Origin of the sequence: Paenibacillus chartarius, from assembly GCF_042432825.1 — a bacterium.
GTDB classification, from domain to species: Bacteria; Bacillota; Bacilli; order Paenibacillales; family NBRC-103111; genus Gordoniibacillus; species Gordoniibacillus chartarius.
The window spans coordinates 39,468-64,156 of the sequence record NZ_JBHLWN010000038.1; the positions used below are offsets into that span (position 1 = coordinate 39,468).

The following is a 24,689-nucleotide window of genomic DNA, read 5'->3' on the forward strand; positions in this document are numbered from 1 at the left end:
ACGCTGAAGTTTCTAAGGTGAAACTACGCATCTATCATAACACCTCGGCAGGAAATTAAGCTCTTGCAGGAGCACCTGCTGTCTACGGTCTCTTATTCGATTGGACATTACCTAGCAAGGTTAGCATTTCGAACTGACAAAGTCAATCGGAAGTGCTTTCCTGCTTCCATTAGCGCAGGGCAGCTGCGTTGACGCGAACAGCCGGACCCATCGTCGAGCTAACCGCTACGTTCTTCAGGTATACACCTTTAGCAGCAGCAGGCTTCGCACGGTTCAGAGCGTCGATCAGAGCGCGGAAGTTCTCTTGAAGCTTCTCAGCATCAAAGGACACCTTGCCGATCGGAGCGTGGATCTGACCCGCTTTGTCGAGACGGTATTCGATTTTACCAGCCTTAATTTCTTGAACGGCCTTCGTTACGTCGAACGTTACAGTGCCGGCTTTCGGGTTAGGCATAAGACCTTTACCACCGAGCAGACGACCGAGCTTACCCACTTCGCTCATCATATCCGGAGTAGCTACGCAGACGTCGAAGTCGAACCAGCCTTGTTGAATGCGGTTGATCAGGTCAGCATCGCCGACAAAATCAGCGCCAGCCGCTTCAGCTTCCTTCGCCTTGTCACCTTTCGCGAATACGAGAACGCGCTTTGTTTTACCAGTGCCGTGCGGGAGTACGACGACGCCGCGAACGTTCTGGTCTTGTTTTCTCGGATCTACGCCGAGACGGACAGCTACGTCGACAGTCTCGTCGAACTTAGCTGTTGCAGCTTTCTTAACGAGCTCAATGGCTTCGTTAGCTTCATATAACGCTTCTGCGTCGATGAGCTTCGCTGCTTCGCTGTATTTCTTGCCGTGTTTAGCCATGTTGAAGCTCCTCCTTTGTGGTATTAGCGGAATATCCTCCCACTGTTGGCGGAAACGGCCGACGCCGCTCCGCAGGTATTGCATTAGTCTTCAATAACGACGCCCATGGAACGAGCTGTTCCTTCAACCATGCGCATTGCAGCCTCAACGGATGCAGCGTTCAGGTCAGGCATTTTTTGCTCGGCGATCTCGCGAACTTTCGCGCGCTTAATCGTAGCAACCTTCTTCTTGTTCGGTTCGCCGCTGCCCTTATCGATACCAGCAGCTACACGAAGCAATACAGCAGCCGGAGGAGTTTTCGTTTCGAATGTGAACGAACGGTCTTCGAAAACGGAAATTACAACCGGAATGATCAGACCTGCTTGATCCGCTGTGCGAGCATTGAATTCTTTACAGAACGCCATGATATTCACACCAGCTTGACCGAGTGCAGGACCGATTGGCGGAGCTGGGTTCGCTTTACCAGCAGGAACTTGCAGCTTAACCATCTTAATTACCTTCTTAGCCATGTCAGACACCTCCTTGCCGTAGTGTGGTCCGAACTACTCCATAACAACCGCGCGCCGTGTGTCGCAGCGGTTGCCGTGCCGATCCGAAGATCTACACTTTCTCCACTTGACCGAAATCAAGCTCAACCGGAGTCTCGCGACCGAACATGTTGACGTGCACCTTCAGCTTATGCTTGTCTGCGATGATATCTTCTACCGTACCGACGAAATTCGCGAACGGCCCGACCTTCACGCGCACAGTATCTTTGAGTTCGAAGTCGATCTTCGGCTTCGGCTCTTCAATACCCATATGCTTCAGAATACCTTCAACTTCTTCCGGTAGCAACGCCGTCGGTTTCGAGCCAGAGCCCGTCGACCCGACGAATCCCGTTACGCCCGGGGTGTTGCGCACAACATACCACGAATCGTCCGTTTGAATCATTTCCACGAGAACGTATCCGGGGTAAACCTTGCGAGACACGGTCTTCCGCTTCCCGTCCTTGTTCACCACTTCATCTTCCGTCGGCACGAGCACGCGGAAAATTTTGTCCTGCATTTCCATCGATTCAACGCGTCGTTCCAAGTTCGTCTTGACCTTGTTCTCATACCCGGAATAGGTATGCACGACGTACCATCTCTTCTCCATTTCGGCAGTCACCAAATCGTCCCCCAGTTACTTAATAAACAGGCGAACAAGCTCGGAGATCCCAAGGTCCAGCACGTAGAAGTATACGGTGACGATGGCTACGGTGATCAAAACCACGAGCGTGTAGCTGATGAGTTCTTTCCGGCTAGGCCACTTGACCTTCTTGAGTTCGCCCCAAGCATCGCCAAAGAACGAGAACGTGGAGCCGAAGCTCTGTTTCATCTTAGCTAAGAAAGCCACGAACTACACCTCTCTTATCTGGTTTCCCGATGAGCGGTATGAGCGTTGCAGAATCTGCAGAACTTCTTCAGCTCGATACGATCCGGATTGTTGCGCTTGTTCTTCATAGTCGTGTAATTGCGTTGCTTGCAGTCCGTGCATGCCATTGTGATGATGACCCGCATGATGTACACCTCCCGATAGAACCTTAAAGAGTACCCTATATCAAGAAAAAAGCATACCTAGGCAAATTTTTAGGGTTACCCGAATTACTTTACCACAGGGGCGTAGCTGTGTCAAGAAAACTTCCGGCTTGCGTGCAGCCTGTGAGCTCGGCGCCGCAGCCGCCGCGCCACGTGCAATAACCCCATTATGGACGGTATATGCGAAGTCTAAACCCAAATTTTGAAAATAGTACGGTGCGTCCGCAGGGTTCGATATTCCCACAAAAATTACAGCATTGGCAGCAAGTACATCTTTTACTGAAGCCACAAATCGGTATTGTCCTCGGAACGGGTAATCAGCTCCGGTGACATTAGCAGAAGCCGAAAGCTCGCAGACGGGGAACCGAGCCTCGGTCAAGCCGGGCAGATCCGGGCGTCTTCCTATTCATCGATCGCGATTTCCACGTACACCTTGCATCCGGCAAACTTCTGTGTGAGCATCCTCTATTGTGCAGTATCGATGACGTTATCGAATAGCGTTCCACGAAGGCTTTATTTTTCAGTTCCAGCATGCCTTCTGTAAAATAACGGTTTCTCGGGGTCCTAATTTGAAGCAAAACCAGCAATCCCGCCGATTTCAGCCACATACCAACAACATAACTCCCTGAAAATCCGTTATCCCACCCAAAACCTGCGCAACCTAACAAATAAGCACCCCACAGACCGCTATTTGCTCCGCCAAATCCCCCCCCTCAATCATTTTGCACAATGCCCAATTACTAGCACCAAGGTCACGCAACGCCGCTTAGCGCTTAGCTAGGAGGATCCACGCGAATGGCGATCTCTAAGCCTCCCTGCATCTTTACTACCGTTGCTCCCGCAAGCTCTTGCCTCAAAATCGCGGGTTCCACTGCGCTTCACACCATAAACCCGCTACACGCAGCCAATTGCCCGCGACCATGCCCCCGGCATCGACCGTTGAACACTAACTTGGACTGTACCATCACCAATGCACAACCAATAGCAACAGCACCAGCACCAGCACCAGCACCAGTACCAGCATCAGCACCAGTACCAGCATCAGCACCAGCATCAGCATCAGCATCAGCATCAGCACCAGCACCAGCATCAGCATCAGCACCAGCACCAGCACCAGCATCAGCACCAGCATCAGCACCTTCAATGTCACCGCAGCCGGAGCACCAGCCCCACCGACAACGCCATAACAGCCAACATCGCCCGCACCATTTCCGCCAAAATATAAAAAAAACACCCCACACGTATGTCGGATGTTTTTTTTATAAATCGCGTATTTCAAGATATCTTTCCAGTTTCCGCTTTACCCGCTGCAGCGCGTTATCGATCGATTTCACGTGGCGGTCAAGATCGACGGCGATCTCTTGATAGGAGCGCCCATCCAGGTACAACATCAGCACCCGGCGTTCGAGATCGCTGAGAATCTCGCCCATCTTGTCCTCCAAGCCGCTGAATTCCTCTTGATTAATAATCAGCTCTTCCGGATCGGTTACACGCGAACCGCAAATGACGTCCAGCAATGTCCGGTCGGAATCTTCATCATAAATCGGTTTATCCAATGATACGTATGAGTTCAAAGGAATGTGCTTCTGCCGCGTTGCCGTCTTGATCGCTGTAATGATCTGGCGCGTAATGCACAGCTCGGCGAACGCCTTGAACGATGCCTGCTTGTCTCCGCGGAAATCGCGAATGGACTTGTACAGGCCGATCATGCCTTCTTGGACGATGTCTTCGCGGTCGGCGCCTATCAAGAAATAGGACCGTGCCTTGGCGCGAACGAAATTCTTGTACTTGTTGATCAAGTACTCGAGCGCTTCGCTGTTGCCTTCACGGACTGCGTCGACGATGTCTTCGTCTGTCTTGAGGTCATAATCGAACATTCTCAACTCTTTGAGGTCGACGCTCACTAGCTTATCCCTCCGGCCGCAAACTACCCGAGCACTGAAACATGCTTTCCGCTGTTGCAAGGATAGGACTAGTATACCGTATGATCTCAAAGACCGTCAACGGGGAAGCCCGCCAATTCTAGCATTTGGAGAGGTTTCCTGACTTTTAGGGGAGGTTTTCGCCCCTGCGCATTTTTTCCAGCTTGTCCAGCAAATCGGATTTAATCCGGTTGTCCAGCGTATGCCGCCCGGTAGTGGTCGGACGATGAATGCGCTGCTGGATTTCTCTGCGATTTTGCACAATTCTCGTGTAGAGCTCACTGGCGGATAATCGGTAAGCCCCTTTGCCGAAAATGACATGCTGCTCGATCATATCCGAAGTGGCGACGGTTATTTGACGGCGGCGGCCGATAAGCTCCGTTACAAGCCGCTCGATCAGCTCGTCCGCCGTCTCCTTCTCTTTCGTATACAGCACGCGCAGCCGGCTCTGCCGATATTCTTTGCCGAGTCCGGGCACCTGGTAGGCGTCAAAAACAAGATATACCTTGAATCCGGAGTAAGCCTGGTACTCGGCCAGCATATCGATGAGCCTGTCGCGCGCATCCTCGAGGCTGATGTCGCGCAGCTTCTGCAAGGAGGGCCAAGCGCCGATAATATTGTAGCCGTCGACGATCAGGACCTGTTCCATATTCCCGGCCGCCGGTCAGCTGCGATGCCGCTGGCGCACGACCTCATACATCAGCACGCCCGCAGCGACGGACGCATTCAAGGAATTGAGCTGCCCGAACATCGGCAGCTTGACGAGGAAATCGCAGGACTCCTTAATCAAGCGGCCTACTCCCTTAGCTTCATTGCCGATTACGACGGCGATAGGAATCTTGAAGTCCGTATCGTACACCTGCTGCTTCGCAGCGACATCCGTACCCGCAATCCATACGCCCTTCTTCTTCAAATCTTCAATCGTTTGAGCCAGATTCGTCACCCGGGCGACCGGGACATACTCGACGGCGCCCGCCGACGTCTTCGACACCGTGGCGGTCAAGCCGACGGAACGCCGCTTCGGAATAATAACGCCGTGCACGCCCGTGCACTCGGCGGTACGCAGGATCGAGCCGAGGTTATGCGGATCCTCGATCTCGTCGAGCAGCAGCAGGAACGGAGCTTCCCCTTTGGCCGCGGCACGCTCCAGAATTTCGTCCACTTCCGCGTACCGGTAAGCGGCTACCTGTGCAACAACGCCTTGGTGCTGCATATTGTCCGTCATCTGGTCAAGCTTGCGCTTGTCCACGAACTGGACGACGATCCCATGCGACTTGGCCTCGGCAGCGATCGGCTGCGCGAGATGCTTTTGGGCGTTCTCGGCGATCCAGATTTTATTGATCGTACGGCCGGATTTGAGAGCTTCCAGTACGGAGTGCTTTCCGCCGATATATTCTTCATCTGCCATGCTTACAATTCCTCCCGGCGCTTCGTCTCCGCGGCAGAGTCCGGCAGTCCGGACTCCCGCTCCGCCGGCGGTTCGATGACCAGCTCGGCGAGACGGCGCAGCCTTGCGTAATCTTGCTTGTAATACAAATATCCGAGCAAACATTCGAAAGCGGTGCTGTGCCTGTAATCCAAAATATCGGTGTTCCGCGGCGACGAGCCGGACTTCGCGTTACGCCCCCGCTTGACGATGTCGCGTTCTTCTTCGCTCAGCTCCGGCATGAGCCGCTGCAGCGCGGCGGCCTGCGCTTTCGCCGAGACGAACCGCGTCGACTGCCGGTGCAGGTGGTTCGGCCGGTGATTCGTCTGCGAGATGACGTATTGCCTCACGAACACCTCGAAGACGGCGTCGCCGATATACGCGAGAACGAGCGGATTCAGCTGTGCGGGGTCGCGGGACGGCGGGTAAAGGAACAACGAGCTGTCCATAGCCATCTCCATCTCTGTCCCCGCTCCCGGCCGTTCCGCGGCGGGATGATCTAAATTGTCCATACTCCTACTTTCTGCGCCAACGAAGTCCTTGCGGCGTGTCCTCCAAAAGAATGCCCTGCTTCGTCAGCTCGTCGCGAATTTCATCGGCGCGGGCCCAATTTTTCGCTTTGCGCGCTTCGACCCGCTCCGCAATGAGCCGCTCTACCTCTTCATCGAGCAATCCTTCCTCCGCCGCCGGCAGCAAGCCGAGCACGGCGTCCATCCTTGCGAAGCCGGCCAGCAGCGCCTCAACCGTCGCCGTTGTCACCCGCTCCTGCTGCAGATACAGATTCGCTTCCGACACCAGCTCGAACATCGCCGTAATCGCATCCGGCGTGTTGAAATCATCGTTCATCTTGTCAACGAACGTTTGGTGAATTTCCTCGATCCGAGCCGCTACAGCTTCATCGACACCGCCCTGCGACGATGCGCCTTGACGGTGCTTCAAATTCGCTATGCAGTTGTGAATCCGTTCAAGCGAATTCGTTGCGGCCTGAATGCTTTCGTCGCTGTAGTTCAGCGGATTGCGGTAGTGCGCCGACAGCATGAAGAAGCGGAACGCCTGCGGCTTCACCAGCTTCACGATGTCGCGGACGAGGATGCCGTTGCCGAGCGACTTGGACATTTTCTCATTGTCGATGTTGAGGAAAGCGTTGTGCAGCCAGTAACGGGCCATCGGCTTCCCGGTCAGCGCCTCGGTCTGCGCGATCTCGCACTCATGGTGCGGGAACGCCAGGTCCTGTCCGCCGCCGTGAATGTCGATCGACTCGCCCAGATATTTGCGCACCATCGCCGAGCACTCGATGTGCCAGCCCGGGCGCCCTTCGCCCCACGGGCTCGCCCACGAAATCTCGCCGGGCTTCGCCGCTTTCCACAGCACGAAATCCTGCGGATGCTCCTTGCGGGCGTCGACCTCGATCCGGATGCCGTGCTGAAGCTCCGCCATATTTTGATGGGACAGCTTGCCGTACTCATCGAACTTGGTCGTCCGGTAGTATACGTCGCCGCCGCTCTCATATGCGTACCCGTCCTTCACAAGCCCGTCGATGAACGCGATAATCTCCGGAATATTCTCCGTTACCCGCGGATTGATCGTGGCCGGCTCGATGTTAAGCGCCGCCGTATCTTCGCGATACGCGGCAATGAACATTTCGGCCAGCTCGGGCACGGTCAGCTTCATCTCCTCGGCTTTGCGGATCATTTTGTCATCGACGTCGGTAAAGTTCACGACATACTTGACATCATAGCCGATCGCCCGCATATGCCTCCGCACGACATCGAAGAAAATCGCCGGGCGCGCATTGCCGATATGAATGTAGTTATAGACCGTCGGCCCGCACACGTACATACTCACTTTGCCCGGGACGAGCGGTTCGAATACTTCTTCCTGCCGCGTCAGTGTATTATACACTTTGAGGGTCATGCTCTCTCGTTCCTCCGTTTCGGATTTGCGCATGCTGCGCTTCCTTCACTTGTTGTTTCAGCTCGTCGATTTGGCCCTGCAGATGATTGCACAGCTCGATGACCGGGTCCGGCAGCCGGTTATGATCCAGCTTGTTGACACGGACGCCGTCGCGCTTGACGATTTTGCCGGGATTGCCTACAACGGTGCTGTTCGGCGGCACTTCCTGGAGAACGACGGCGTTGGCGCCGATCCGGGAGTTGCTGCCGACCGTGAAGGAGCCGAGCACCTTCGCCCCCGAGCCGATAACAACGTTGCTGCCGATAGTCGGATGGCGTTTCCCTTTCTCCTTGCCCGTTCCCCCGAGCGTAACCCCTTGATAGAGCACAACGTCGTCGCCGATCTCGCACGTTTCCCCGATGACTACCCCCATGCCGTGATCAATGAAAAACCGCCTGCCGATCTTCGCCCCCGGGTGGATCTCGATACCGGTCATGAACCGGTTGATTTGCGAGATCGCGCGGGCGATCGTGAACATGTGGCGTTTATAAAACCAATGCGCAATGCGGTGGCTCCATAGCGCGTGCAGCCCAGAGTACGTGAAGATGACTTCAAACGTACTTCTTGCCGCAGGATCGTTCTCGAAAATGGTGGAGATGTCTTCTCGCATTCTGCTCCACATCCGGTGCTCCCCCCTCTTCCTAAGCGCAAAAAACGCCTCCGCAGCCCAAATCAGGCTGCAGAGGCGCAGCTTCACGCGGTTCCACTCTGCTTGGCGAAGGCACGGCTGCTTCATGACCATATAGGTCCGAATACAAGACCGGGCGCTGCCGTCTTTCGGGTCCGGTAACGGGGACGAATCGGCGGCACCTACCCTGCTCGGACAGCAGCTCGGGGCCGCAGCTCCCAGGCGCATTTCGGCTTCGGCGGAAGCGGATTGCTTGCAGCCCGGCGCACCCGTTTCACGGCATCACCGCAATGCAGACGGCTAAGCCGCCCTCCTGCTGCAGTGCCTGACGCTTGCGCTCTCGGCAATCCTCTCTGGGGCTTCATTGCTGTGAAGCGTACTCTCCTGTTCGTTGCTTATCACTCATATATCGAATTGTTTTTAATTGTCATCAGTATATCGCTATTGCGGCGGTTTTACAACAGCCTGCGCAGGCGCTCCGCGACTTTTTCCTTGCCGAGCAAATAGATGGTCAGCTCCAGGTCCGGGCCATGCATCTGGCCGGTCAGCGCCACCCGCGTCGTCATAAACAGCTGCTTGCCCTTGTACCCGGTCTCGGCCTGGACAGCCTTCAGCAGCGGCTTCATATGCTCCGGCGCCCAATCCGCCGCGGCTTCGACCTGCTTCAGCAGCGAGTTCAGCACTACGGGCACGTGGTCCTCGCGCAGGATTGCGGCGGCTTCGTCATTTTCCAGCGTGACCTCGTCCTTATACAGCACTTCGCTTTGCTCTACAATGTCGGCAGCGCAATCAAGCCGGTCTTGAAGCAGCTTCACCAGCAGCGTCACATGCGCCCGCTCCGCATCCGACGGGTTGTCCGATACGTAACCGGCCTGCCGCAAATGCGGTAAGCACAGCTCCACGACGCGTGACAGCTCGGCTTTCTTCAAGTACTGGTTGTTCATCCAATGCAGCTTGTCCGTATCGAACACCGCCGGACTGCGGGACAGACGGCTCGCATCGAAGATCTCGACGAACTGCTCTTTCGTGAACATCTCCTCTTCACCGACCGGCGACCAGCCCAGCAAACCGATGAAGTTGAAGAGCGCCTCCGGCAAGAAGCCGAGCTGCTCGTACTGCTCGATGAATTGAACGGCCGTCTCGTCCCGCTTGCTGAGCTTCTTCCGCTCTTGATTCGTGATCAGCGACATATGTCCGAATTCCGGAGCTTCCCACCCCAGCGCTTCGTAGATCATCAGCTGCCGCGGCGTGTTGGAGATATGCTCCAGTCCGCGCAGCACGTGGCTGATCTTCATCAGGTAATCGTCGACGACGACGGCGAAGTTATAGGTCGGAATCCCGTCCTTCTTCACGATAACAAAATCGCCGGTCTCGCTCGATTCGAACGTAATGTCGCCTTTGACGATGTCGGCGAACGTATACGTCCTATTGTCCGGAACAAGGAAACGGACGCTCGGCACCCGTCCGGACGCTTCCAGCGCTTCCCGCTGCTCCGCAGTCAAATGGCGGCATTTGCCCGAATAGCGGGGCGTCTCGCCGCGCGCAGCCTGCTCTTCCCGCTCCTTCTCGAGCTCTTCCTCCGTACAATAGCAGCGATAGGCGTTCCCCTGCTCAATGAGCTGGCTCCAGTATTGCTTATAGATATCGAGCCGCTCCGTCTGGCGATAAGGGCCGTAAGGACCGCCGATGTCGATGCTTTCATCCCATTCGATGCCAAGCCATTTCAAGTAGTGCAGCTGGTTCAGATCGCCGCCCTCCTTGTTGCGCTTGACGTCCGTATCTTCAATACGAACAATGAACTTGCCGCCGTGGTGGCGGGCAAACAAATAATTAAACAACGCCGTTCGTGCGCCTCCGATGTGCAAATGCCCCGTCGGGCTCGGCGCGTAGCGTACGCGAATTTCTCTAGCCATTGCTGCCAAACGTCCCCTCTTCGTTAATGTAATCTTCGTGTTGTGCTGCTTACGCCTTCACAAGCAGCACAGCCGCTTGGGCGGCGATGCCTTCCTCCCGCCCGGTAAAGCCGAGCTTCTCCGTTGTCGTCGCTTTCACGTTCACCTGCGACAGCTCGTCCGCCTCCAGCGCACCGGCAATAATCTCGACCATCTGCGGGATGTAAGGCGCCATCTTCGGCCTTTGGGCGATGATCGTCGAATCGACGTTACCGAGCTTGTAGCCGCGCTCCTTCACCAGCGCCCACACGCGCTTCAGCAGCACCAGACTGTCGGCATCCTTGTAGGCGGCGTCCGTATCCGGAAAATGCTTCCCGATATCGCCCAGCCCCAAAGCGCCGAGCAAGGCGTCGCTGATCGCATGCAGCAGCACGTCCGCGTCGGAATGGCCCAACAGCCCTTTCTCGAACGGGATCTCTACACCGCCGATGATGCACTTGCGGCCCTCCGCCAGCTGATGTACGTCAAAGCCTTGCCCTACTCGAATCATTCCTGTCCAGCTCCTCTAGTCACATACCAATCCGCCCAGGCGAGATCGTCGGGCGTCGTGATTTTGATATTCGTATAATCGGCTTCCACGACCCGCACCTTGGCACCGAGCCTCTCGACCAGCATCGCGTCGTCCGTACCCAGCACCCCGTCCCGCAGGGCAGCCTCATGCGCCTCGGTCAAGAGCGGCCGCCGGAACGCCTGCGGCGTCTGGATCGCCCATAACGTACGGCGCTCCGGCGTATCGCGGATGATGCCGCTGTCGTCGACGACCTTGATCGTGTCTTTCACCGGGACGGCCAGCACCGCTGCGCCGGAGCGCATCGCCTCCTGCCAGCAGGCCAGCACATGCTCCGGCTTGACGAACGGCCTCACGCCGTCATGCACGAGCACCCACTCGATGCCGGGGGAAAGAGCCTTCAGCCCCGCCAGCACCGAGTGCTGCCGTTCCGCTCCTCCGGCGACGACGCGCACCTTCGTCAGCCCGCCGCTCGCCGCTGCGGTGCGGCACCTCTCCACATCGTGCGCTCCGACGACAAGAACGATTTCGGAAGCTTCCGTCATTCGCTCGAACGTCTCCAACGTATGAATGAGAATCGGCTTCCCCTGCAGCGGCAAATATTGCTTGCTTTCCGCCGTCCCCATGCGTGTTCCTTTGCCGGCCGCCACAATGACGACGCCAAATGCATTGTTCATCAGCTAACCCGCCTGCTCCTACTGGTTGATATATTTCTCAAAAACCGCGCCAAAATCTTTGACTTTCAATTCTTTGCGCTTCGATTTCAGCCAGTTATAGGCAGACTCGTTAATCGCGTTGAACTGCTCGGACGGCGCCGCCCCTTGCACGCCGAAGCGGGCTGTAGCGTCTCTGGCAATCGTTACGCTCTGGTGGGCGTAGTCCAGCAGCACTTCGTTCGAAGCGGTGATTTCCACGATTTTGATCAAAGCTTTGTATAGATCTTTGACCTGCTCAAGCTGCTTCTTGTTGATATCGATGGAGAACGCTACGCCGCCCATCGTGAACTTGATCTCCACGTCCAAATCGACCGTTCCCGCCGTCTCTAAATACACGTTCGAGATTTCGTACTTGTCGTAAGGGTACCGCTTCAGCATGCGCTTGCTGCTGACGGCGCTGTCGCCGTCCAGATGGATGAGAGCAAGGTTGGTGAAGCAGTACTCATCCTTCTTCGACTTGATGACGAAGTAGATTTGCTCCTGATCCTCGTGCATGACGTAGTCGTCGGAATCGACTTTGTCGAAGTCCTTCTTATCGATAATTTGACCAATGTCGCTTAACCCTAGTGCATCGGCAGCCAGTTTCTTAAACATGCGGAATCATCCTCTCGTGATTAAGAAATTATGTACAGGGAATAAGGCCGAAAGAGTACGTTCGCTTGCAGGAAAAAAGGATGCCCGTAACACGTCGGCATCCTCTTTATCATAAAGGTTTTATTGCGCTTTTTCCAACAATTTCGGTTTCGCGAAAATCATCCGCCCCGCCGACGTCTGCAGCACGCTCGTCACCATGACCTCCAGCGTCGTGCCGATAAACTCGCGCCCGCTCTCCACCACGATCATCGTGCCGTCGTCGAGATAGGCTACGCCTTGGCCGTGCTCCTTGCCGTCCTTAATCACCTGTACGAAGATTTCCTCGCCCGGCAGCACCACAGGCTTCACCGCGTTGGCCAAATCGTTAATGTTCAGCACCGACACGCCCTGCAGCTCGCATACTTTGTTCAAATTGAAATCGTTCGTGATCACTTTGCCGCGCAGCGCCTTGGCGAGACGGACGAGCTTGCTGTCGACCTCGGAAATTTCCTCGAAGTCGCCTTCGTAGATCAGCACCTTCACGTCGAGCTCCTTCTGAATTTTGTTCAGAATATCGAGCCCTCTGCGTCCTCGGTTACGCTTCAGCAAATCCGAGGAATCGGCGATGTGCTGCAGCTCCTCCAGTACGAACTCCGGAATGACCAGCGTACCCTCGATAAAGCCCGTCTTGCAAATGTCGGCGATGCGCCCGTCAATGATGACGCTCGTATCGAGAATCTTGTGCTCCTCGTAAGAGCCGGGTCCTTCGTTGACCTCGCCGCGCTTCGCCTTGCCTGTCAGCAGCTCCGCCAAATCGTCGCGCTTGCCGTAGCCGACCTGCCAGCCGGCAAAGCCCAGCAGCGCCGTCAGCAGCAGCGGCAGGACGGCATTGTCGTTCGCCTTGCTCAACACCGGGAAGAGGAGAACGGCGATGAGCAGACCGATAACTAATCCAAATAGGCCGGAAAACAAATCTTTCGCAGGCATGCTCGCTATGCTTGTCTCGCTGCGTTTCGCCGCTCTCAGCCCCAACTTCCAGGCAGCGTTGAATCCCACATAGGCGACCGCCGCACCGGCTGCCAGCAGCAGGTACTCTTGTCCGGGCCACTGCGGACCCCCGTATAGCGGAAGCAGGGCGCTCAAACTGTACGCCGTATACCCGCCAAGTGCCGCTACGATCCATTGCATCCATTTTTTCAACATATACCTGTCACCTCCACCAGCGGTTTTCAGTAACAGTATGTTCCAATTGATGCAAGGATAATCATGGAAATTGAAACTTCTACCAGCTTGCTCTATAATGGGGGTGAGTTTAACACTTAGTAAACGAGGTGGCCTGCATGAGCGCACTAACGTTGAAGGAATTTCAGGATCAAGTGTCGGAATTGCTGCTGCGGCACCGCAGCTTGCTAGATGTGTTGTCGAAGTTCCAGCAGACAGGCGCAGCGGTGAACCGGGCTGTCGTCAAGTCGATCACCGAATGCGGCTGTATTGAACTCAATGCAACGAAGCAAGGCTACTCTCCGGAGATGACTTTGGAGGAAGCGAAGAACGTGCTCGACTCTCATGTAAACGGCCAGCTGTGCGAGCACTGCCGCGAGGTTGTCAGCGCCGAAATCGGCCGCAACCTGTTCTACATGTCGGCACTCGGCAACCTACTGAAGCTGGACCTCCAGGAAACCGTCGAAGACGAGTCAAAGAAGTGCACTACGCTTGGCTTGTTTACACTGTCTTAGTTATCGCAGAGAGGACCGTTCGCTAACGGTCCTTTTTTTGTTGGAGCTGCGCGGGGACGGTGGTTGGCAGGCGGGTGCTGGTTAGCGGGTGGTTGCCGGGTGGTTGGCGGGTCGTTGGTGGGTGCTGTTTGGTGGGTACTGTTTGGTGGGTGCTATTTGTTGTGTGCTAGTTGATATGGTGCTGTTTGGTGGGCGCTATTTGGTGGGTGCTGGTTGGTGGGTGCTGGTTGGTGGGTGCTATTTGGTGGGTGCTGGTTGGTGGGTGCTATTTGGTGGGTGCTGGTTGGTGGGTGCTGGTTGGCGGGTGGATGGCGGGTGGTTGCCGGGTGGTTGTCGGGTCGTTGGTGGGTGTTGTTTGGTGGGTGCTATTTGTTGAGTGCTGTTTGGTGGTCTGTTGGCGGTTGGAGGTTGGAGGTGCTGGTTGGGAGTTGGTGTTGATGCGTGCCTGGCGATTGCAAGACGACCACATAGCCTCTACATGGCGACAACTTTGGCATATTCGAGCGTTTTATTCCAACTAAGCCGCTTTACTTGACAACACTTTACATCTCCCGGAAAAGTCCGATAGTGAGCAATTCCAGAACACGAACGCACGTTCTTTTTTGCGATTATACCGGTCCGCCGATGGTCAATGACTATTGAGATGAGGTATTATTCCCTCCCCCTCATGCGAAATTCGTGGCGCGCCTTGTGCGCGGCAATTTGGCTTAGCTGAGTTCGTTATGCGTGGTATTCTGAATCCGACGAGCGCGAAATAAACTGATTCCGCCGATGTTTAACGGATTTTGAAGGCTCTATTTTGCTGTTATCGCAGCTTTCCTTCAAAGTAGCGGACTTTGAAGGCTCTATCGAATGTCAATCGATGAAATTTGGCTTAATTTTGCCTGATTACTTGAAAATACCGCCTTAAAAATCCGCGAATCTTGTAAGACGTCCAATCTCGAGCTAATTAACGGTTTCGGAAACCACTATTTCTCACAAGAAATTTCGCATATTAGTTTTTCTCCCCCTCTAATGTCCTCATCCAAACAAAAACACGATCCCTATGCCGCCGACCAACCGGCGAACAAGGAATCGTGCTTATCGGTATTACATCCGTGTCTCGGAATTGAATGCTTCGTCGATCGGAGCGTTACGCTGGCGGTTGCGGCGGTTGCGCCGCGTCAGACGGGCCAGCATAAGCTCAACGTTTTTTTTTAATCCGTAGAGCGCGTAGAGCAGCAGCGGAACAAGAATCATTTTACCGATCGAGCCCGGATACGTTACGCCCACATAGATGGCAACCGCGATGATGACCGGAGTCACATACCAAGCGGCCTTCGGTATGCCGCCCTTCTTGAAGCTCGGATACTTGATCGTGCTGACCATCAGGAACGACAGCAGCACCGTGCTGAGCAGCAATACGGATACGTGAAGCTGTTCGTGAAACAATGCCAGCGTACAGAGCACGCCGCCGGCCGCCGGAATCGGCAGACCGATGAAATAGCCGGGCGTCCCGGCAATCACATTGAACCGTGCCAGGCGGAGCGCCCCGCAGATCGGGAAAATCGCCGTAATAATCCATGCCAGCGCGGAATTGATGCCTGTGAAAGCCGCAACATACATTATAAAGGCAGGTGCTACACCGAAGGAGATGACGTCGGACAAGGAATCGAGCTCCTTGCCGAATTCGCTCTGCGCATTCAGCGCGCGCGCAACGCGGCCGTCCAGGCTGTCCAGCAGCATGGCGATAATGACCATGATGGCTGCCCCTTCATAATTGCCGTTAAATACGAATATTATTGCCAGTACCCCGAGGAACAGATTACCGACCGTAAACATACTGGGTAACGATTTCCTTAACATGTGCACTGGACCACCTCATCTCTACTATGCGAATTACCTACTGATTGTATGCAATTTAAATATGCCTGTCAATGAACAATTGTTCCTGTATCCGCTTCAAACCTTCCTTGATGGTGCGGGCCCGGACTTCGCCGATGCCGTCAACTTCGTCCAGCTCCTCGATGGTCGCCATCATCATGTGCGGGAGGTAGCCGAACTTTTCGACCAGGTTCGAAATAATGACGGACGGAAGTCTTGGAATCTTGTTCAGCACCCGGAAGCCGCGGGGGGATACGGGTTCTTCCAGAATCGAATTCGTCGACGGGTACCCGAGCAGACGAATGATCGCCTGATGGTCGAGCAGCTCCTCGGAGCTCAGCTTCTTGAGGCCGGCCTTCACGTCCCGCACCCGGTCGTCGTTCAGCTCGCGCACGTAATCGCGAAGCAAATGCCCCGCCTCCGATTCCGTCGACCCGACCAGCTCGTCAAGCTGCATCGCGATCAGACGGCCTTCCGTACCGAGCTCATTAATATAGCGCTTAATTTCCGACCGGATGCGCAGCACCATCTCGACGCGCTGAATAACGCCCGTCACATCTTGCAGCGTTACAAGCTCCTCAAATTCCAGAGCGCCCAGGTTGGTCAAAGCCTGATCCAGCACGGACCGGTACTTCTCCAACGTCTGGATCGCTTGATTCGCCTTGGTCAAAATCACACCGATATCCTTAAGCGCATAACGCAGCTGTCCTTGGTACAACGTAATGACATTGCGCCGCTGCGAAATCGACACGACAAGCTTGCCGGTTTGCTTCGCCACCCGCTCCGCAGTCCGATGCCGTATGCCCGTTTCGATCGACGGGATGGACGGGTCCGGAATCAGCTGCGTGTTCGCATATAAAATTTTCTTAATATCTTCACTTAAAATAATGGCGCCGTCCATCTTCGCCAGCTCGTATAAATAGTTCGGGGAAAAATCGCAGTTGATCGAGAAGCCGCCGTCCACGACCTCCATCACTTCCGGGCTGTAGCCGACGACCAGAAGACCGCCGGTCTTGGCGCGAAGCACGTTCTCGAGTCCGTCGCGGAACGCGGTTCCGGGCGCGACGAGCTGCAGCAGCTCGCTCATGACATCTTTTTTGTTCTCTTCTTTACTCATGGTCCGTCCTCCTGTTGCCGCATTCCGCAGTTACCCGCCGCTAAGCGCCGCCAAGCTCCCGCTTTCGCCTTAATCCAGCGCTGCCTTCAGCGCCTCCGCCACCGTCTCGACACCAATGATCTGGATGCCGCTCGGCGGGGACCAGCCCTTCAAGCTCTTCTCCGGCACAATCGCCCGTTTGAAGCCGAGCTTCTGCGCCTCCTTCACCCTCTGATCGACCCGTGAAACGCCGCGCACCTCGCCGGTCAGCCCGATCTCGCCAAAGATAACGTCATAGGGCTGGGTCGGCTTGTCGCGAAAGCTCGAGGCAATCGAGATCGCCGCAGCCAGATCGACCGCCGGTTCATCCAGCTTTACGCCTCCGGCCACGTTCAGATAGGCATCTTGATTTTGCAGGAACATGCCCATCCGCTTCTCCAGCACCGCTACAATGAGCGCCAGCCGGTTATGGTCGATGCCGGTGGCCATTCGCCGCGGCGATGGAAAATTCGTCGTCGATACGAGCGCTTGAATCTCCACCAACACCGGACGCGTGCCTTCCATGCTGGCTACTACCGTCGATCCTGCTACGCCGAGCGGGCGCTCCTGCAGGAACAACTCCGATGGGTTGCTGACCTCGGCGAGGCCGCCTTCCCGCATTTCGAAGATGCCGATCTCGTTCGTCGAGCCGAAGCGGTTTTTCACCGCCCGCAATACCCGGTACGTATGATGGCGCTCGCCTTCAAAATACAGCACGCAATCCACCATGTGCTCCAGCATCCTCGGCCCTGCGATCGCCCCTTCTTTCGTGACGTGTCCGACCAGCACCGTGGCGATGCCTTTGCCTTTGGCGAGGCGCATGAAATGCCCTGTGCACTCGCGCACCTGCGACACGGTTCCCGGGGCCGACTGCACCGCCGGATGATACACCGTTTGAATGGAGTCAATTACGGCAAAATCCGGCCCGATCTCGGCGATCGCTTCCTCAATCAGCTCCAGATTCGTCTCGCACAGCACGTACAGGTTCGGCGACATCGCGCCGAGGCGGTCGGCCCGCAGCTTCGTCTGCTTGACGGACTCCTCTCCCGAAATATACAGCACCTTCTGGCCCGTCTTGGCCAGCGAGTGTGACGTCTGCAGCAGCAGCGTCGATTTGCCGATCCCCGGGTCTCCGCCGACAAGAATGAGCGAACCCGGAACGAGTCCTCCGCCCAGCACGCGGTTCAGCTCTTTATTGTCGGTGAGAACGCGCGGCTCGGGGCTGCTTTCTATATTTATGATCGGTTGCGGCTTTTCTTTCGTTCTAGATAACGTGCCTCCGAACATTCCCTGCGTCTTGACGACGGTTTCGATCTCCTCCACCATCGTGTTCCACGCCGAGCAGCCCGGGCACTTGCCCATCCACTTGGGCGATTCGTAGCCGCATTCCTGACATGCAAATTTCGTTTTCGTTTTGCTCATCGTTTGCCGTTCTCCATCTCTATACAATGCCCTATCCTTCAAAGTTTACCATGTTTTGCACGGCTAAGAAAACCCCACTTCCCCCTAAAAATCAAGCAGGCGCCCCGCCGCGGAATATCACCGCAGACAGGACGCCCTATGCCGGTCATTATTTGGAGGTTGTCGCCTCTTCGTTGCGCTCGACGGTCAGCTCGCCGTCCTTCTCGTCAATGAGAAGCGAGTCGCCTTTATGAATATTGCCGCGGAGCAGCTCTTCGGACAGGCGGTCCTCGATATGCTTCTGAATCGCTCTGCGCAGCGGACGCGCGCCGAACGCCATATCGAAGCCTTCCTTGGCGAGGAACTTCTTCGCATTGTCGGTCAATACGAAGTCGACCTCTTGCTGCTTCAGACGCTTGCGCAGGTCGTCGGCCATCAGGCTGACGATTTGCGCGATGTGCGATTCCTCCAGGGAGTGGAACACGATGATCTCGTCGATCCGGTTCAGGAACTCCGGACGGAAGCTCTTCTTCAGCTCGCCCATCACTTTGTCTTTCATGTTGTTGTACTCACGGCCGGCATCGTTGCCCGCTGTGAAGCCGAGCGTCGTATTTTTCTTGATCGCCTCGGCGCCGACGTTCGACGTCATGATGATCAGCGTATTGCGGAAGTCCACCGTGCGGCCTTTGGAGTCCGTCAAACGGCCGTCCTCAAGCACCTGCAGCAGAATGTTAAACACTTCCGGATGCGCCTTCTCGATTTCGTCGAGCAGTACGACGGAATATGGCTTGCGGCGTACTTTCTCGGTCAGCTGGCCGCCTTCCTCGTAGCCGACGTATCCTGGAGGCGCTCCGACGAGACGGGAAGTGGAGTGCTTTTCCATGTACTCGGACATATCGATGCGGATGACCGCGTTCTCGTCGCCGAACATCGATTCGGCAAGCGCACGGGCAAGCTCCGTCTTACCGACGCCTGTCGGACCGAGGAAGATGAACGAGCCCATCGGACGCTTCGGATCCTTCAGGCCGGCGCGTGCGCGGCGGATGGCGCGGCTGACCGCTTTGACGGCTTCCTCTTGGCCGATGACGCGGCTGTGAAGAATGTCTTCCATCTTCAGCAAACGCTCGGTTTCTTCTTCAGCCAGCTTGCTGACCGGAATACCGGTCCACGAAGCGACGACTTGAGCGATATCCTCCGGCGTCACCTCCGTATCCATGCGGCCCTGCTTTTCCTTCCAGTCGTTGCGCGTCGAATCGAGCTCCTCGCGCAGCTTCTGCTCGGTATCGCGCAGCGCTGCGGCCTTCTCGAACTCTTGGCTTTGCACGGCTGCGTCCTTCTCCTTGCGGATGTCCTCCAGCTTGTTTTCCAGCTGCTTCAGGCTTGGCGGAATCGTGTAGGAGCGCAGGCGTACCTTCGAGCTTGCTTCGTCGATCAGGTCGATCGCTTTGTCCGGCAGGAAGCGGTCGGTAATGTAACGATCGGACAGCAAGACAGCTTCTTTAATTGCCTCGTCCGTGATTTTGACCCGGTGATGAGCTTCGTACCGGTCGCGAAGACCGTGCAGAATTTGAATGGCTTCATCCGGGGACGGCTGGTCGACCGTAATCGGCTGGAAGCGGCGCTCCAGCGCGGCGTCCTTCTCGATATATTTGCGGTACTCATCCAGCGTCGTCGCCCCGATGCACTGCAGCTCGCCGCGGGCCAGCGCAGGCTTGAGAATGTTGGAGGCGTCGATCGCGCCTTCGGCGCCGCCGGCGCCGATCAGCGTATGCAGCTCGTCGATGAACAGGACGATGTTGCCGGCTTGGCGAATTTCGTCCATGATCTTCTTCAGGCGATCCTCGAACTCCCCGCGGTACTTCGTACCGGCAACGACGGAGCCCATATCGAGCGTCATAACGCGCTTATCTTTGAGCGTTTCCGGAATTTCGTTGTTGATGATCTTCTGTGCGAGCCCTTCGGCGATCGCCGTTTTACCAACCCCGGGCTCGCCGATCAGCACCGGGTTGTTCTTCGTCCGGCGGCTCAGCACTTGAATTACGCGCTCGATCTCCTTCGAACGGCCGATAACCGGATCGAGATGGCCTTCCTTCGCGTAAGCCGTCAGGTCGCGCGCCAAGCTGTCCAGCGTCGGCGTGTTGACATTCGGGTTCGCCCCATGGTTCGGCGACACCGTTTCGGAGCTGCCCAGCAGCTGCAGCACTTGCTGGCGGGCCTTGTTCAGGCTCACGCCGAGGTTATTGAGCACGCGGGCGGCAACGCCTTCGCCTTCACGGATCAGACCGAGCAGGATGTGCTCCGTACCGACATACGTGTGGCCCAGCTTGCGCGCTTCGTCCATCGACAGCTCGATGACCTTCTTCGCTCTAGGTGTATAAGCAATGTTGGAGGGCTGCTCTTGACCGCGGCCGATCAGCGACTCGACTTCATCCTGGATTTTCTCAAGACCGAGACCGAGTGCTACTAGCGCCTTGGCGGCGATGCCTTCGCCTTCCCGAATCAAGCCGAGCAAAATGTGCTCGGTACCGATATTGTTGTGGCCCAAGCGGACCGCTTCTTCCTGTGCCAAAGACAGCACCTTCTGTGCACGCTCTGTAAATCTGCCGAACATCATAGTAAGCACCTCCGTGTAACTAGTATACGTGTATATAGGTTAGACATGTTGCCCAGAAGTAAAACGCTCTCGAATGAGCTGCGCACGTCGCATATCCCTTTCGTCGGCGGACAGCTTTTCTCCTGCAATTTGTTGTAAAAATCCAGGCTGCGACATTACCATTAGCTCGTTCAGCACATTCGGCGAGATGCCGCGGATCATGCCCAGATCGATTCCGAGCCGTACGTCGGACAGCCGCTGCGCCGCTTCCTTCGTATCCATGATCGCCGCATGCGAGAGAATCCCGAGCGAGCGGTTCACCCGGTCCAGGACGCGGATGCGCGACTCCTGGAGCAGCTTCTGCCGCGCCGCCCGTTCATGCTCGATAATTTGCTTGGCGACGCCGTACAGATTATCGATGATCTCTTCCTCCGATTGCCCGAGCGTTATCTGATTCGAGATCTGAAACAGATTGCCCAGCGCTTCGCTGCCTTCGCCGTAAATTCCCCGCACCGCGAGTCCTACCTGCGTAACGGCGGACAGGATCCGGCTGATCTGCTGTGACATCACAAGCGCCGGGAGATGCATCATCACCGAGGCGCGAATGCCGGTTCCGACATTGGTCGGGCAGCTCGTCAAGAACCCGCGCCGCTCGTCGAAGCCGTACTCCAGCTGCGTCTCGAATACATCGTCCACCTGATTGGCGAGGTCCCACGCTTCCTTGATTTGAAATCCCGGGTATAAACATTGAATGCGCAAATGGTCTTCCTCATTCACCATGATGCTGATCGATTCATTATCGCTTAGGATAACCGCTCCGTTGCGCGACTCGTTGGCGAGGTTCGGACTGATGAGATGCTTCTCCACCAGCACCATTTTCTGCAGCTCATTCATCTCGGCAAGCGGCAGCAAAGTAAAACGGCTGATTTCCTTCAGGTCTTCCTGCTCCAGCACCTGCTGCGCCTGCTCCAACACTTCCCGGGACTGCTGATTCGTCGCCAGCATCGGATACGGATAGTCTTTCAAGTTGCGCGCGATTCGAACCCTGGAGCTGATGACAATGTCCGACTCCGGTCCTTCGCCTTTCATCCATTCGCTTAACGCTTCTTCGGTAAAACGCTTCAGAATCAACGCCATTCCCTCCTCACAGCGTCTCGGCCGAACCTATACCGCACTGATCTTGCGTTCGAGCTCTTTGATTTGATCCCGGAGCTCGGCGGCCTTCTCGAACTCCTCCTGCTCGATGCGCTGCATCATCTCCCGCTTCAAGCGTTCAATCTCCCGCTTATGCTGGATGATGCTGCCGGAGCGCTTCGGCACTTTGCCGGTATGCACCGTATTGCCGTGCACCCGTTTGAACAGCGGGTCCAGCCGGGCGTTGAAGCTCTCGTAGCAGTGGCTGCAGCCGAACCGTCCCAGCTTGCTGAACTGGCCGTAAGTGAGACCGCAATTGTCGCAGCGCAGCTGCTGGGCCTTAACCGCCGAGCTCTGCGTCGGTTCGAAATCCAGCAGTCCCGACAGCAGGTTATGGATCGAGAATCCGCCTGTTGTTCCGGGGATCAGCTCCCCCTTCTCCCGCGCGCACGACTCGCAAATATGAAACTCCGTCTTCTCGCCGCCGACAATCTTCGTAAAGTGAAGCGTCGCCGGCCTCTTCCCGCATTCTTGGCATGTCATCGGCATATATCCTCCTTGCGGAACCCGGTTTATTTGGTCAGCAGTGCAACCAACATCGCCTTCAGGATAGCGGCGCGAATCTCGTCGCGAACCGGCAGCTTCAGTACGAGTACGTCACGCGAAATCGCTGCGCGGATGAGATTCGCTTCCCTGCTGCTGATAAGCCTCGCTTCCTCCAGCTGATACACGATCCCCTCCGAGGAAGCCTGATCGATCTGTTCGCCAATCGTTTGAAAAATATAATCCAGAATAGAACCGTGAGAGTGCAGCTGTACCTTCTGTATGCGGATATACCCGCCCCCGCCGCGTTTGCTCTCTACGATGTAGCCCTTCTCTAGGGTAAATCTCGTGCTGATCACGTAATTGATCTGGGACGGTACGCATTGAAACTTATCCGCCAGCTCGTTACGCTGAATCTCCACCATCCCGTTCGGACTTTGGTGTAGAGCTTGCTTCAAATATTGCTCGATCACTTCGGAAACGTTACGCATCGCGAACTCCTCCGCTGAAGAGTAATTCCAATGGTCGGATCAAGAAACAGTCACCAAGGATTGACTTTGACTTTCTTTGACCTTACTCACATTATAGTCAAAATACTTCCTTTTGACAAGTGGCTGACGATAAGTCTTGGAAGTCGCGCGGCAGTATGGCCGAAGCCCCTAACTAAACACAGTATTGACGAAAATCCCCCCGCTTAGCGGAAGGGATTTTGCCAATTGCTGTTCCACTTTCAATTATCACTTGATTCGTCCTGCGATATACTCAGCAGCTTCGACTCTGGGGTCCGAATTCATCCATCATCCGGTTTAATCCCTGTTGAGCAGATCACTTCATTAGTGAATGCTTACCAATAGCCTTTTTAACTTTGATCTCTACAGCCGGGTATGATATGATCGATATCGAACATATGTTTGCTATAAGGAGAATTATATGGCACAGAAAGTACACTACGAAGAGCTTCCGTCTAAGACGATTCTAAACCAAGTCACCGCTCCTTCTATGCCCTTTCGCTGGTCCATTAACCCATACCGCGGCTGTCAGCATGGCTGCAGCTTTTGTTATGCACGTGCTACACACACGTTTATGGGAGTCGCCGCCGATGATACATTTCAAAATCACATCTTCTTAAAGTCGAATGCCGCCGAGGCATTGACGGAACAGCTCGACAAATTAGCTCGGGGAAAAGGCGGATTGAGCCGGTTAGGGCAAGTGGCCATAGGCACTGCAACCGACCCGTACCAGCAAGCGGAAGGAAATGCGCGGCTAACGCGCAGCTGCTTGGAGGTGCTGGCCAAGTACGGCGTTCCGGTCAGCATTACAACCCGTTCGCCGCTCATATTACGAGACCTTGATGTACTAAAGAATCTGCCTGCTGTCACCGTGAATATTAGCTTAAATACGCTCGACAAAACCGTTTGGCGAAGCATGGAGCCTTCCACACCCTCGCCAAAGCAGCGGTTAGAAACCATTGCCGCGCTCGTTGAGGCAGATATACAGGCAGGGATCTTCATGGCTCCTATTCTTCCGTACTTGACGGACGCTGCCGAAGATTTGGAGGAGCTCATTCATGAGGGAGCCCGACATCAAGCGAAATTTATGATGTCGTCGTTTTTACGGCTTAGTACACAAGAGGTCAAAGTTTGGTTTTTCCAGACGCTCCGTGACCGATTCCCGCATCTCGTTTCAAAGTATGCCGCGTTATACCAATCATCAGCCTATGCGCCAAGCAGTTATCGGGAGCCACTAAAATCGCTAATCAACGATTTGTTGAAACGATATGGTTTGAATGATGTAGAGGCTTTTCGCCGGCTGCCAACTGCTGGAGATGTCCCCGCCCCACAAATAAGCGAGAATGACCCCGTCCAACTCTCGTTCAGTTTTTAAGCCGTTTCTCTCTCAGTTCAGTATAAAGAGCCCTTCACGATAATTTTCGTGAAGGGCTCTTTGTGTTTGCTTGGCGGCGTCCTACTCTCCCAAGACCCTGCGGTCTAAGTACCATCGGCGCTGGAAGGCTTAACGGCCGTGTTCGGGATGGGTACGCGTGGTTCCCTTCCGCCATTGCCACCAAACGGATTGCTATTCAGGAGTGCGTTGCACCCTGAAAACTAGATACGAAACATTGCGCGTAGATTTCATTTGGGTTGTTTATTTGGATAAGCCCTCGACCGATTAGTATTCGTCAGCTCCA

At 55.5% G+C, this 24,689-nt stretch carries 26 protein-coding genes, 1 rRNA gene and 1 other annotated feature (1 of these 28 only partly in view); of the genes, 2 read left to right on the forward strand and 25 right to left on the reverse strand.

All coding sequences use genetic code 11. The annotated features are described in order from the left end of the window. Window positions 1-106 (reverse strand) — a sequence feature (ribosomal protein L10 leader region); it reaches 48 nt to the left of the window's first position. 63 nt (window positions 107-169) lie between these two features. From rplA to ACFFK0_RS10285, 17 genes are all read right to left on the reverse strand, one after another. Next, the gene (rplA, locus tag ACFFK0_RS10205; RefSeq protein WP_377470053.1) at window positions 170-862 is read right to left on the reverse strand and encodes a 50S ribosomal protein L1; all 693 of its coding nucleotides are present in this window, start codon (window positions 860-862) and stop codon (window positions 170-172) included. An 83-nt stretch (window positions 863-945) separates the two neighbouring features. Continuing rightward, on the reverse strand, window positions 946-1,371 hold the full coding sequence (gene rplK, locus ACFFK0_RS10210; RefSeq protein WP_041051310.1) for a 50S ribosomal protein L11: 426 nt from the start codon (window positions 1,369-1,371) through the stop codon (window positions 946-948). A 91-nt stretch (window positions 1,372-1,462) separates the two neighbouring features. After that, window positions 1,463-1,996, reverse strand: a complete 534-nt coding sequence (nusG, locus tag ACFFK0_RS10215; protein WP_377470082.1) for a transcription termination/antitermination protein NusG — start codon at window positions 1,994-1,996, stop codon at window positions 1,463-1,465. Between the two features lie 27 nt (window positions 1,997-2,023). After that, entirely contained in the window at window positions 2,024-2,236 is a 213-nt protein-coding gene (gene secE, locus ACFFK0_RS10220; RefSeq protein ID WP_377470054.1) for a preprotein translocase subunit SecE, read from the reverse strand. A 14-nt stretch (window positions 2,237-2,250) separates the two neighbouring features. After that, window positions 2,251-2,400 (reverse strand): 50S ribosomal protein L33, encoded by a 150-nt coding sequence (rpmG, locus tag ACFFK0_RS10225; protein WP_377470055.1) that lies wholly within the window; start codon window positions 2,398-2,400, stop codon window positions 2,251-2,253. A gap of 982 nt (window positions 2,401-3,382) precedes the next feature. Beyond that, the gene (locus ACFFK0_RS10230) at window positions 3,383-3,697 is read right to left on the reverse strand and encodes a hypothetical protein (protein ID WP_377470056.1); all 315 of its coding nucleotides are present in this window, start codon (window positions 3,695-3,697) and stop codon (window positions 3,383-3,385) included. Beyond that, a complete protein-coding gene (sigH, locus tag ACFFK0_RS10235) occupies window positions 3,678-4,322 on the reverse strand; it encodes an RNA polymerase sporulation sigma factor SigH (protein WP_377470057.1) in 645 nt (214 codons plus the stop codon). Before sigH ends, ACFFK0_RS10230 begins: the two co-directional genes overlap by 20 nt. 145 nt (window positions 4,323-4,467) lie before the next feature. Next, window positions 4,468-4,989, reverse strand: coding sequence for an NYN domain-containing protein (locus ACFFK0_RS10240; RefSeq protein WP_377470059.1), 522 nt, complete (start codon window positions 4,987-4,989; stop codon window positions 4,468-4,470). A 15-nt stretch (window positions 4,990-5,004) separates the two neighbouring features. Beyond that, on the reverse strand, window positions 5,005-5,748 hold the full coding sequence (gene rlmB / locus ACFFK0_RS10245) for a 23S rRNA (guanosine(2251)-2'-O)-methyltransferase RlmB (RefSeq protein WP_377470060.1): 744 nt from the start codon (window positions 5,746-5,748) through the stop codon (window positions 5,005-5,007). Between the two features lie 2 nt (window positions 5,749-5,750). Then, window positions 5,751-6,227, reverse strand: coding sequence for a Mini-ribonuclease 3 (locus ACFFK0_RS10250; protein WP_377470083.1), 477 nt, complete (start codon window positions 6,225-6,227; stop codon window positions 5,751-5,753). Window positions 6,228-6,282: 55 nt separating this feature from the next. Next, window positions 6,283-7,680, reverse strand: coding sequence for a cysteine--tRNA ligase (gene cysS / locus ACFFK0_RS10255; protein WP_377470084.1), 1,398 nt, complete (start codon window positions 7,678-7,680; stop codon window positions 6,283-6,285). After that, window positions 7,661-8,341, reverse strand: a complete 681-nt coding sequence (epsC, locus tag ACFFK0_RS10260) for a serine O-acetyltransferase EpsC (protein WP_377470061.1) — start codon at window positions 8,339-8,341, stop codon at window positions 7,661-7,663. Before epsC ends, cysS begins: the two co-directional genes overlap by 20 nt. Window positions 8,342-8,802: 461 nt before the next feature. Beyond that, window positions 8,803-10,260 (reverse strand): glutamate--tRNA ligase, encoded by a 1,458-nt coding sequence (gltX, locus tag ACFFK0_RS10265; protein WP_377470063.1) that lies wholly within the window; start codon window positions 10,258-10,260, stop codon window positions 8,803-8,805. 49 nt (window positions 10,261-10,309) lie between these two features. Beyond that, window positions 10,310-10,789, reverse strand: a complete 480-nt coding sequence (gene ispF / locus ACFFK0_RS10270) for a 2-C-methyl-D-erythritol 2,4-cyclodiphosphate synthase (RefSeq protein ID WP_377470064.1) — start codon at window positions 10,787-10,789, stop codon at window positions 10,310-10,312. After that, on the reverse strand, window positions 10,786-11,484 hold the full coding sequence (gene ispD / locus ACFFK0_RS10275) for a 2-C-methyl-D-erythritol 4-phosphate cytidylyltransferase (RefSeq protein WP_377470065.1): 699 nt from the start codon (window positions 11,482-11,484) through the stop codon (window positions 10,786-10,788). The genes ispF and ispD overlap by 4 nt, the downstream gene beginning before the upstream one ends. Before the next feature lie 18 nt (window positions 11,485-11,502). After that, entirely contained in the window at window positions 11,503-12,117 is a 615-nt protein-coding gene (locus tag ACFFK0_RS10280; protein WP_377470066.1) for a PH domain-containing protein, read from the reverse strand. 120 nt (window positions 12,118-12,237) lie between these two features. Next, a complete protein-coding gene (locus ACFFK0_RS10285) occupies window positions 12,238-13,299 on the reverse strand; it encodes a PIN/TRAM domain-containing protein (protein ID WP_377470068.1) in 1,062 nt (353 codons plus the stop codon). Window positions 13,300-13,436: 137 nt separating this feature from the next. On the opposite strand from ACFFK0_RS10285, the gene ACFFK0_RS10290 reads away from it, so the two are divergent. Further along, window positions 13,437-13,832 carry a DUF1573 domain-containing protein gene (locus tag ACFFK0_RS10290; protein WP_377470069.1) on the forward strand — a complete coding sequence of 132 codons (396 nt, stop codon included), beginning with the start codon at window positions 13,437-13,439 and terminating at the stop codon, window positions 13,830-13,832. A gap of 1,089 nt (window positions 13,833-14,921) precedes the next feature. On the opposite strand, the gene pssA is transcribed toward ACFFK0_RS10290, so the two are convergent. From pssA to ACFFK0_RS10325, 7 genes are all read right to left on the reverse strand, one after another. Next, a complete protein-coding gene (gene pssA / locus ACFFK0_RS10295) occupies window positions 14,922-15,677 on the reverse strand; it encodes a CDP-diacylglycerol--serine O-phosphatidyltransferase (RefSeq protein ID WP_377470070.1) in 756 nt (251 codons plus the stop codon). 55 nt (window positions 15,678-15,732) lie between these two features. Continuing rightward, window positions 15,733-16,812 carry a DNA integrity scanning diadenylate cyclase DisA gene (gene disA, locus ACFFK0_RS10300; protein ID WP_377470072.1) on the reverse strand — a complete coding sequence of 360 codons (1,080 nt, stop codon included), beginning with the start codon at window positions 16,810-16,812 and terminating at the stop codon, window positions 15,733-15,735. A 69-nt stretch (window positions 16,813-16,881) separates the two neighbouring features. Further along, entirely contained in the window at window positions 16,882-18,252 is a 1,371-nt protein-coding gene (radA, locus tag ACFFK0_RS10305) for a DNA repair protein RadA (protein ID WP_377470073.1), read from the reverse strand. Window positions 18,253-18,400: 148 nt separating this feature from the next. After that, on the reverse strand, window positions 18,401-20,845 hold the full coding sequence (gene clpC / locus ACFFK0_RS10310) for an ATP-dependent protease ATP-binding subunit ClpC (RefSeq protein WP_377470075.1): 2,445 nt from the start codon (window positions 20,843-20,845) through the stop codon (window positions 18,401-18,403). 39 nt (window positions 20,846-20,884) lie between these two features. Beyond that, window positions 20,885-21,913: a protein-arginine kinase McsB gene (gene mcsB, locus ACFFK0_RS10315; protein ID WP_377470085.1), complete on the reverse strand. Its 1,029-nt coding sequence runs from the start codon at window positions 21,911-21,913 to the stop codon at window positions 20,885-20,887. Window positions 21,914-21,988: 75 nt separating this feature from the next. Then, entirely contained in the window at window positions 21,989-22,501 is a 513-nt protein-coding gene (mcsA, locus tag ACFFK0_RS10320) for a protein-arginine kinase activator protein McsA (RefSeq protein ID WP_377470076.1), read from the reverse strand. A 29-nt stretch (window positions 22,502-22,530) separates the two neighbouring features. Beyond that, complete coding sequence (locus ACFFK0_RS10325; protein ID WP_377470077.1) at window positions 22,531-22,992, reverse strand: CtsR family transcriptional regulator; 462 nt, start codon at window positions 22,990-22,992, stop codon at window positions 22,531-22,533. Window positions 22,993-23,431: 439 nt separating this feature from the next. Here ACFFK0_RS10325 and ACFFK0_RS10330 point away from each other — a divergent pair, with 439 nt between their 5' ends. Continuing rightward, on the forward strand, window positions 23,432-24,385 hold the full coding sequence (locus ACFFK0_RS10330; protein ID WP_377470078.1) for an SPL family radical SAM protein: 954 nt from the start codon (window positions 23,432-23,434) through the stop codon (window positions 24,383-24,385). A gap of 68 nt (window positions 24,386-24,453) precedes the next feature. Here ACFFK0_RS10330 and rrf read toward each other — a convergent pair. Continuing rightward, window positions 24,454-24,570: ribosomal RNA gene (gene rrf, locus ACFFK0_RS10335) — 5S ribosomal RNA — on the reverse strand. Window positions 24,571-24,689: the final 119 nt, after the last annotated feature.

Bases quoted from the DNA above. Each gene is read 5' to 3' on its own strand.
- ACFFK0_RS10285 (WP_377470068.1), bottom strand. From the start codon at position 13,299: ATGTTGAAAAAATGGATGCAATGGATCGTAGCGGCACTTGGCGGGTAT.
- mcsA (WP_377470076.1), bottom strand. From the start codon at position 22,501: ATGACATGCCAAGAATGCGGGAAGAGGCCGGCGACGCTTCACTTTACG.
- ACFFK0_RS10280 (WP_377470066.1), bottom strand. From the start codon at position 12,117: ATGTTTAAGAAACTGGCTGCCGATGCACTAGGGTTAAGCGACATTGGT.
- disA (WP_377470072.1), bottom strand. From the start codon at position 16,812: ATGAGTAAAGAAGAGAACAAAAAAGATGTCATGAGCGAGCTGCTGCAG.
- clpC (WP_377470075.1), bottom strand. From the start codon at position 20,845: ATGATGTTCGGCAGATTTACAGAGCGTGCACAGAAGGTGCTGTCTTTG.
- ACFFK0_RS10290 (WP_377470069.1), top strand. From the start codon at position 13,437: ATGAGCGCACTAACGTTGAAGGAATTTCAGGATCAAGTGTCGGAATTG.
- nusG (WP_377470082.1), bottom strand. From the start codon at position 1,996: ATGGAGAAGAGATGGTACGTCGTGCATACCTATTCCGGGTATGAGAAC.
- gltX (WP_377470063.1), bottom strand. From the start codon at position 10,260: ATGGCTAGAGAAATTCGCGTACGCTACGCGCCGAGCCCGACGGGGCAT.
- epsC (WP_377470061.1), bottom strand. From the start codon at position 8,341: ATGTGGAGCAGAATGCGAGAAGACATCTCCACCATTTTCGAGAACGAT.
- ACFFK0_RS10240 (WP_377470059.1), bottom strand. From the start codon at position 4,989: ATGGAACAGGTCCTGATCGTCGACGGCTACAATATTATCGGCGCTTGG.
- rpmG (WP_377470055.1), bottom strand. From the start codon at position 2,400: ATGCGGGTCATCATCACAATGGCATGCACGGACTGCAAGCAACGCAAT.
- ispD (WP_377470065.1), bottom strand. From the start codon at position 11,484: ATGAACAATGCATTTGGCGTCGTCATTGTGGCGGCCGGCAAAGGAACA.
- pssA (WP_377470070.1), bottom strand. From the start codon at position 15,677: ATGTTAAGGAAATCGTTACCCAGTATGTTTACGGTCGGTAATCTGTTC.
- rplA (WP_377470053.1), bottom strand. From the start codon at position 862: ATGGCTAAACACGGCAAGAAATACAGCGAAGCAGCGAAGCTCATCGAC.
- cysS (WP_377470084.1), bottom strand. From the start codon at position 7,680: ATGACCCTCAAAGTGTATAATACACTGACGCGGCAGGAAGAAGTATTC.
- radA (WP_377470073.1), bottom strand. From the start codon at position 18,252: ATGAGCAAAACGAAAACGAAATTTGCATGTCAGGAATGCGGCTACGAA.
- ACFFK0_RS10325 (WP_377470077.1), bottom strand. From the start codon at position 22,992: ATGCGTAACGTTTCCGAAGTGATCGAGCAATATTTGAAGCAAGCTCTA.
- mcsB (WP_377470085.1), bottom strand. From the start codon at position 21,913: ATGAAAGGCGAAGGACCGGAGTCGGACATTGTCATCAGCTCCAGGGTT.
- rlmB (WP_377470060.1), bottom strand. From the start codon at position 5,748: ATGGCAGATGAAGAATATATCGGCGGAAAGCACTCCGTACTGGAAGCT.
- ACFFK0_RS10330 (WP_377470078.1), top strand. From the start codon at position 23,432: ATGGCACAGAAAGTACACTACGAAGAGCTTCCGTCTAAGACGATTCTA.
- ispF (WP_377470064.1), bottom strand. From the start codon at position 10,789: ATGATTCGAGTAGGGCAAGGCTTTGACGTACATCAGCTGGCGGAGGGC.
- ACFFK0_RS10250 (WP_377470083.1), bottom strand. From the start codon at position 6,227: ATGGAGATGGCTATGGACAGCTCGTTGTTCCTTTACCCGCCGTCCCGC.
- rplK (WP_041051310.1), bottom strand. From the start codon at position 1,371: ATGGCTAAGAAGGTAATTAAGATGGTTAAGCTGCAAGTTCCTGCTGGT.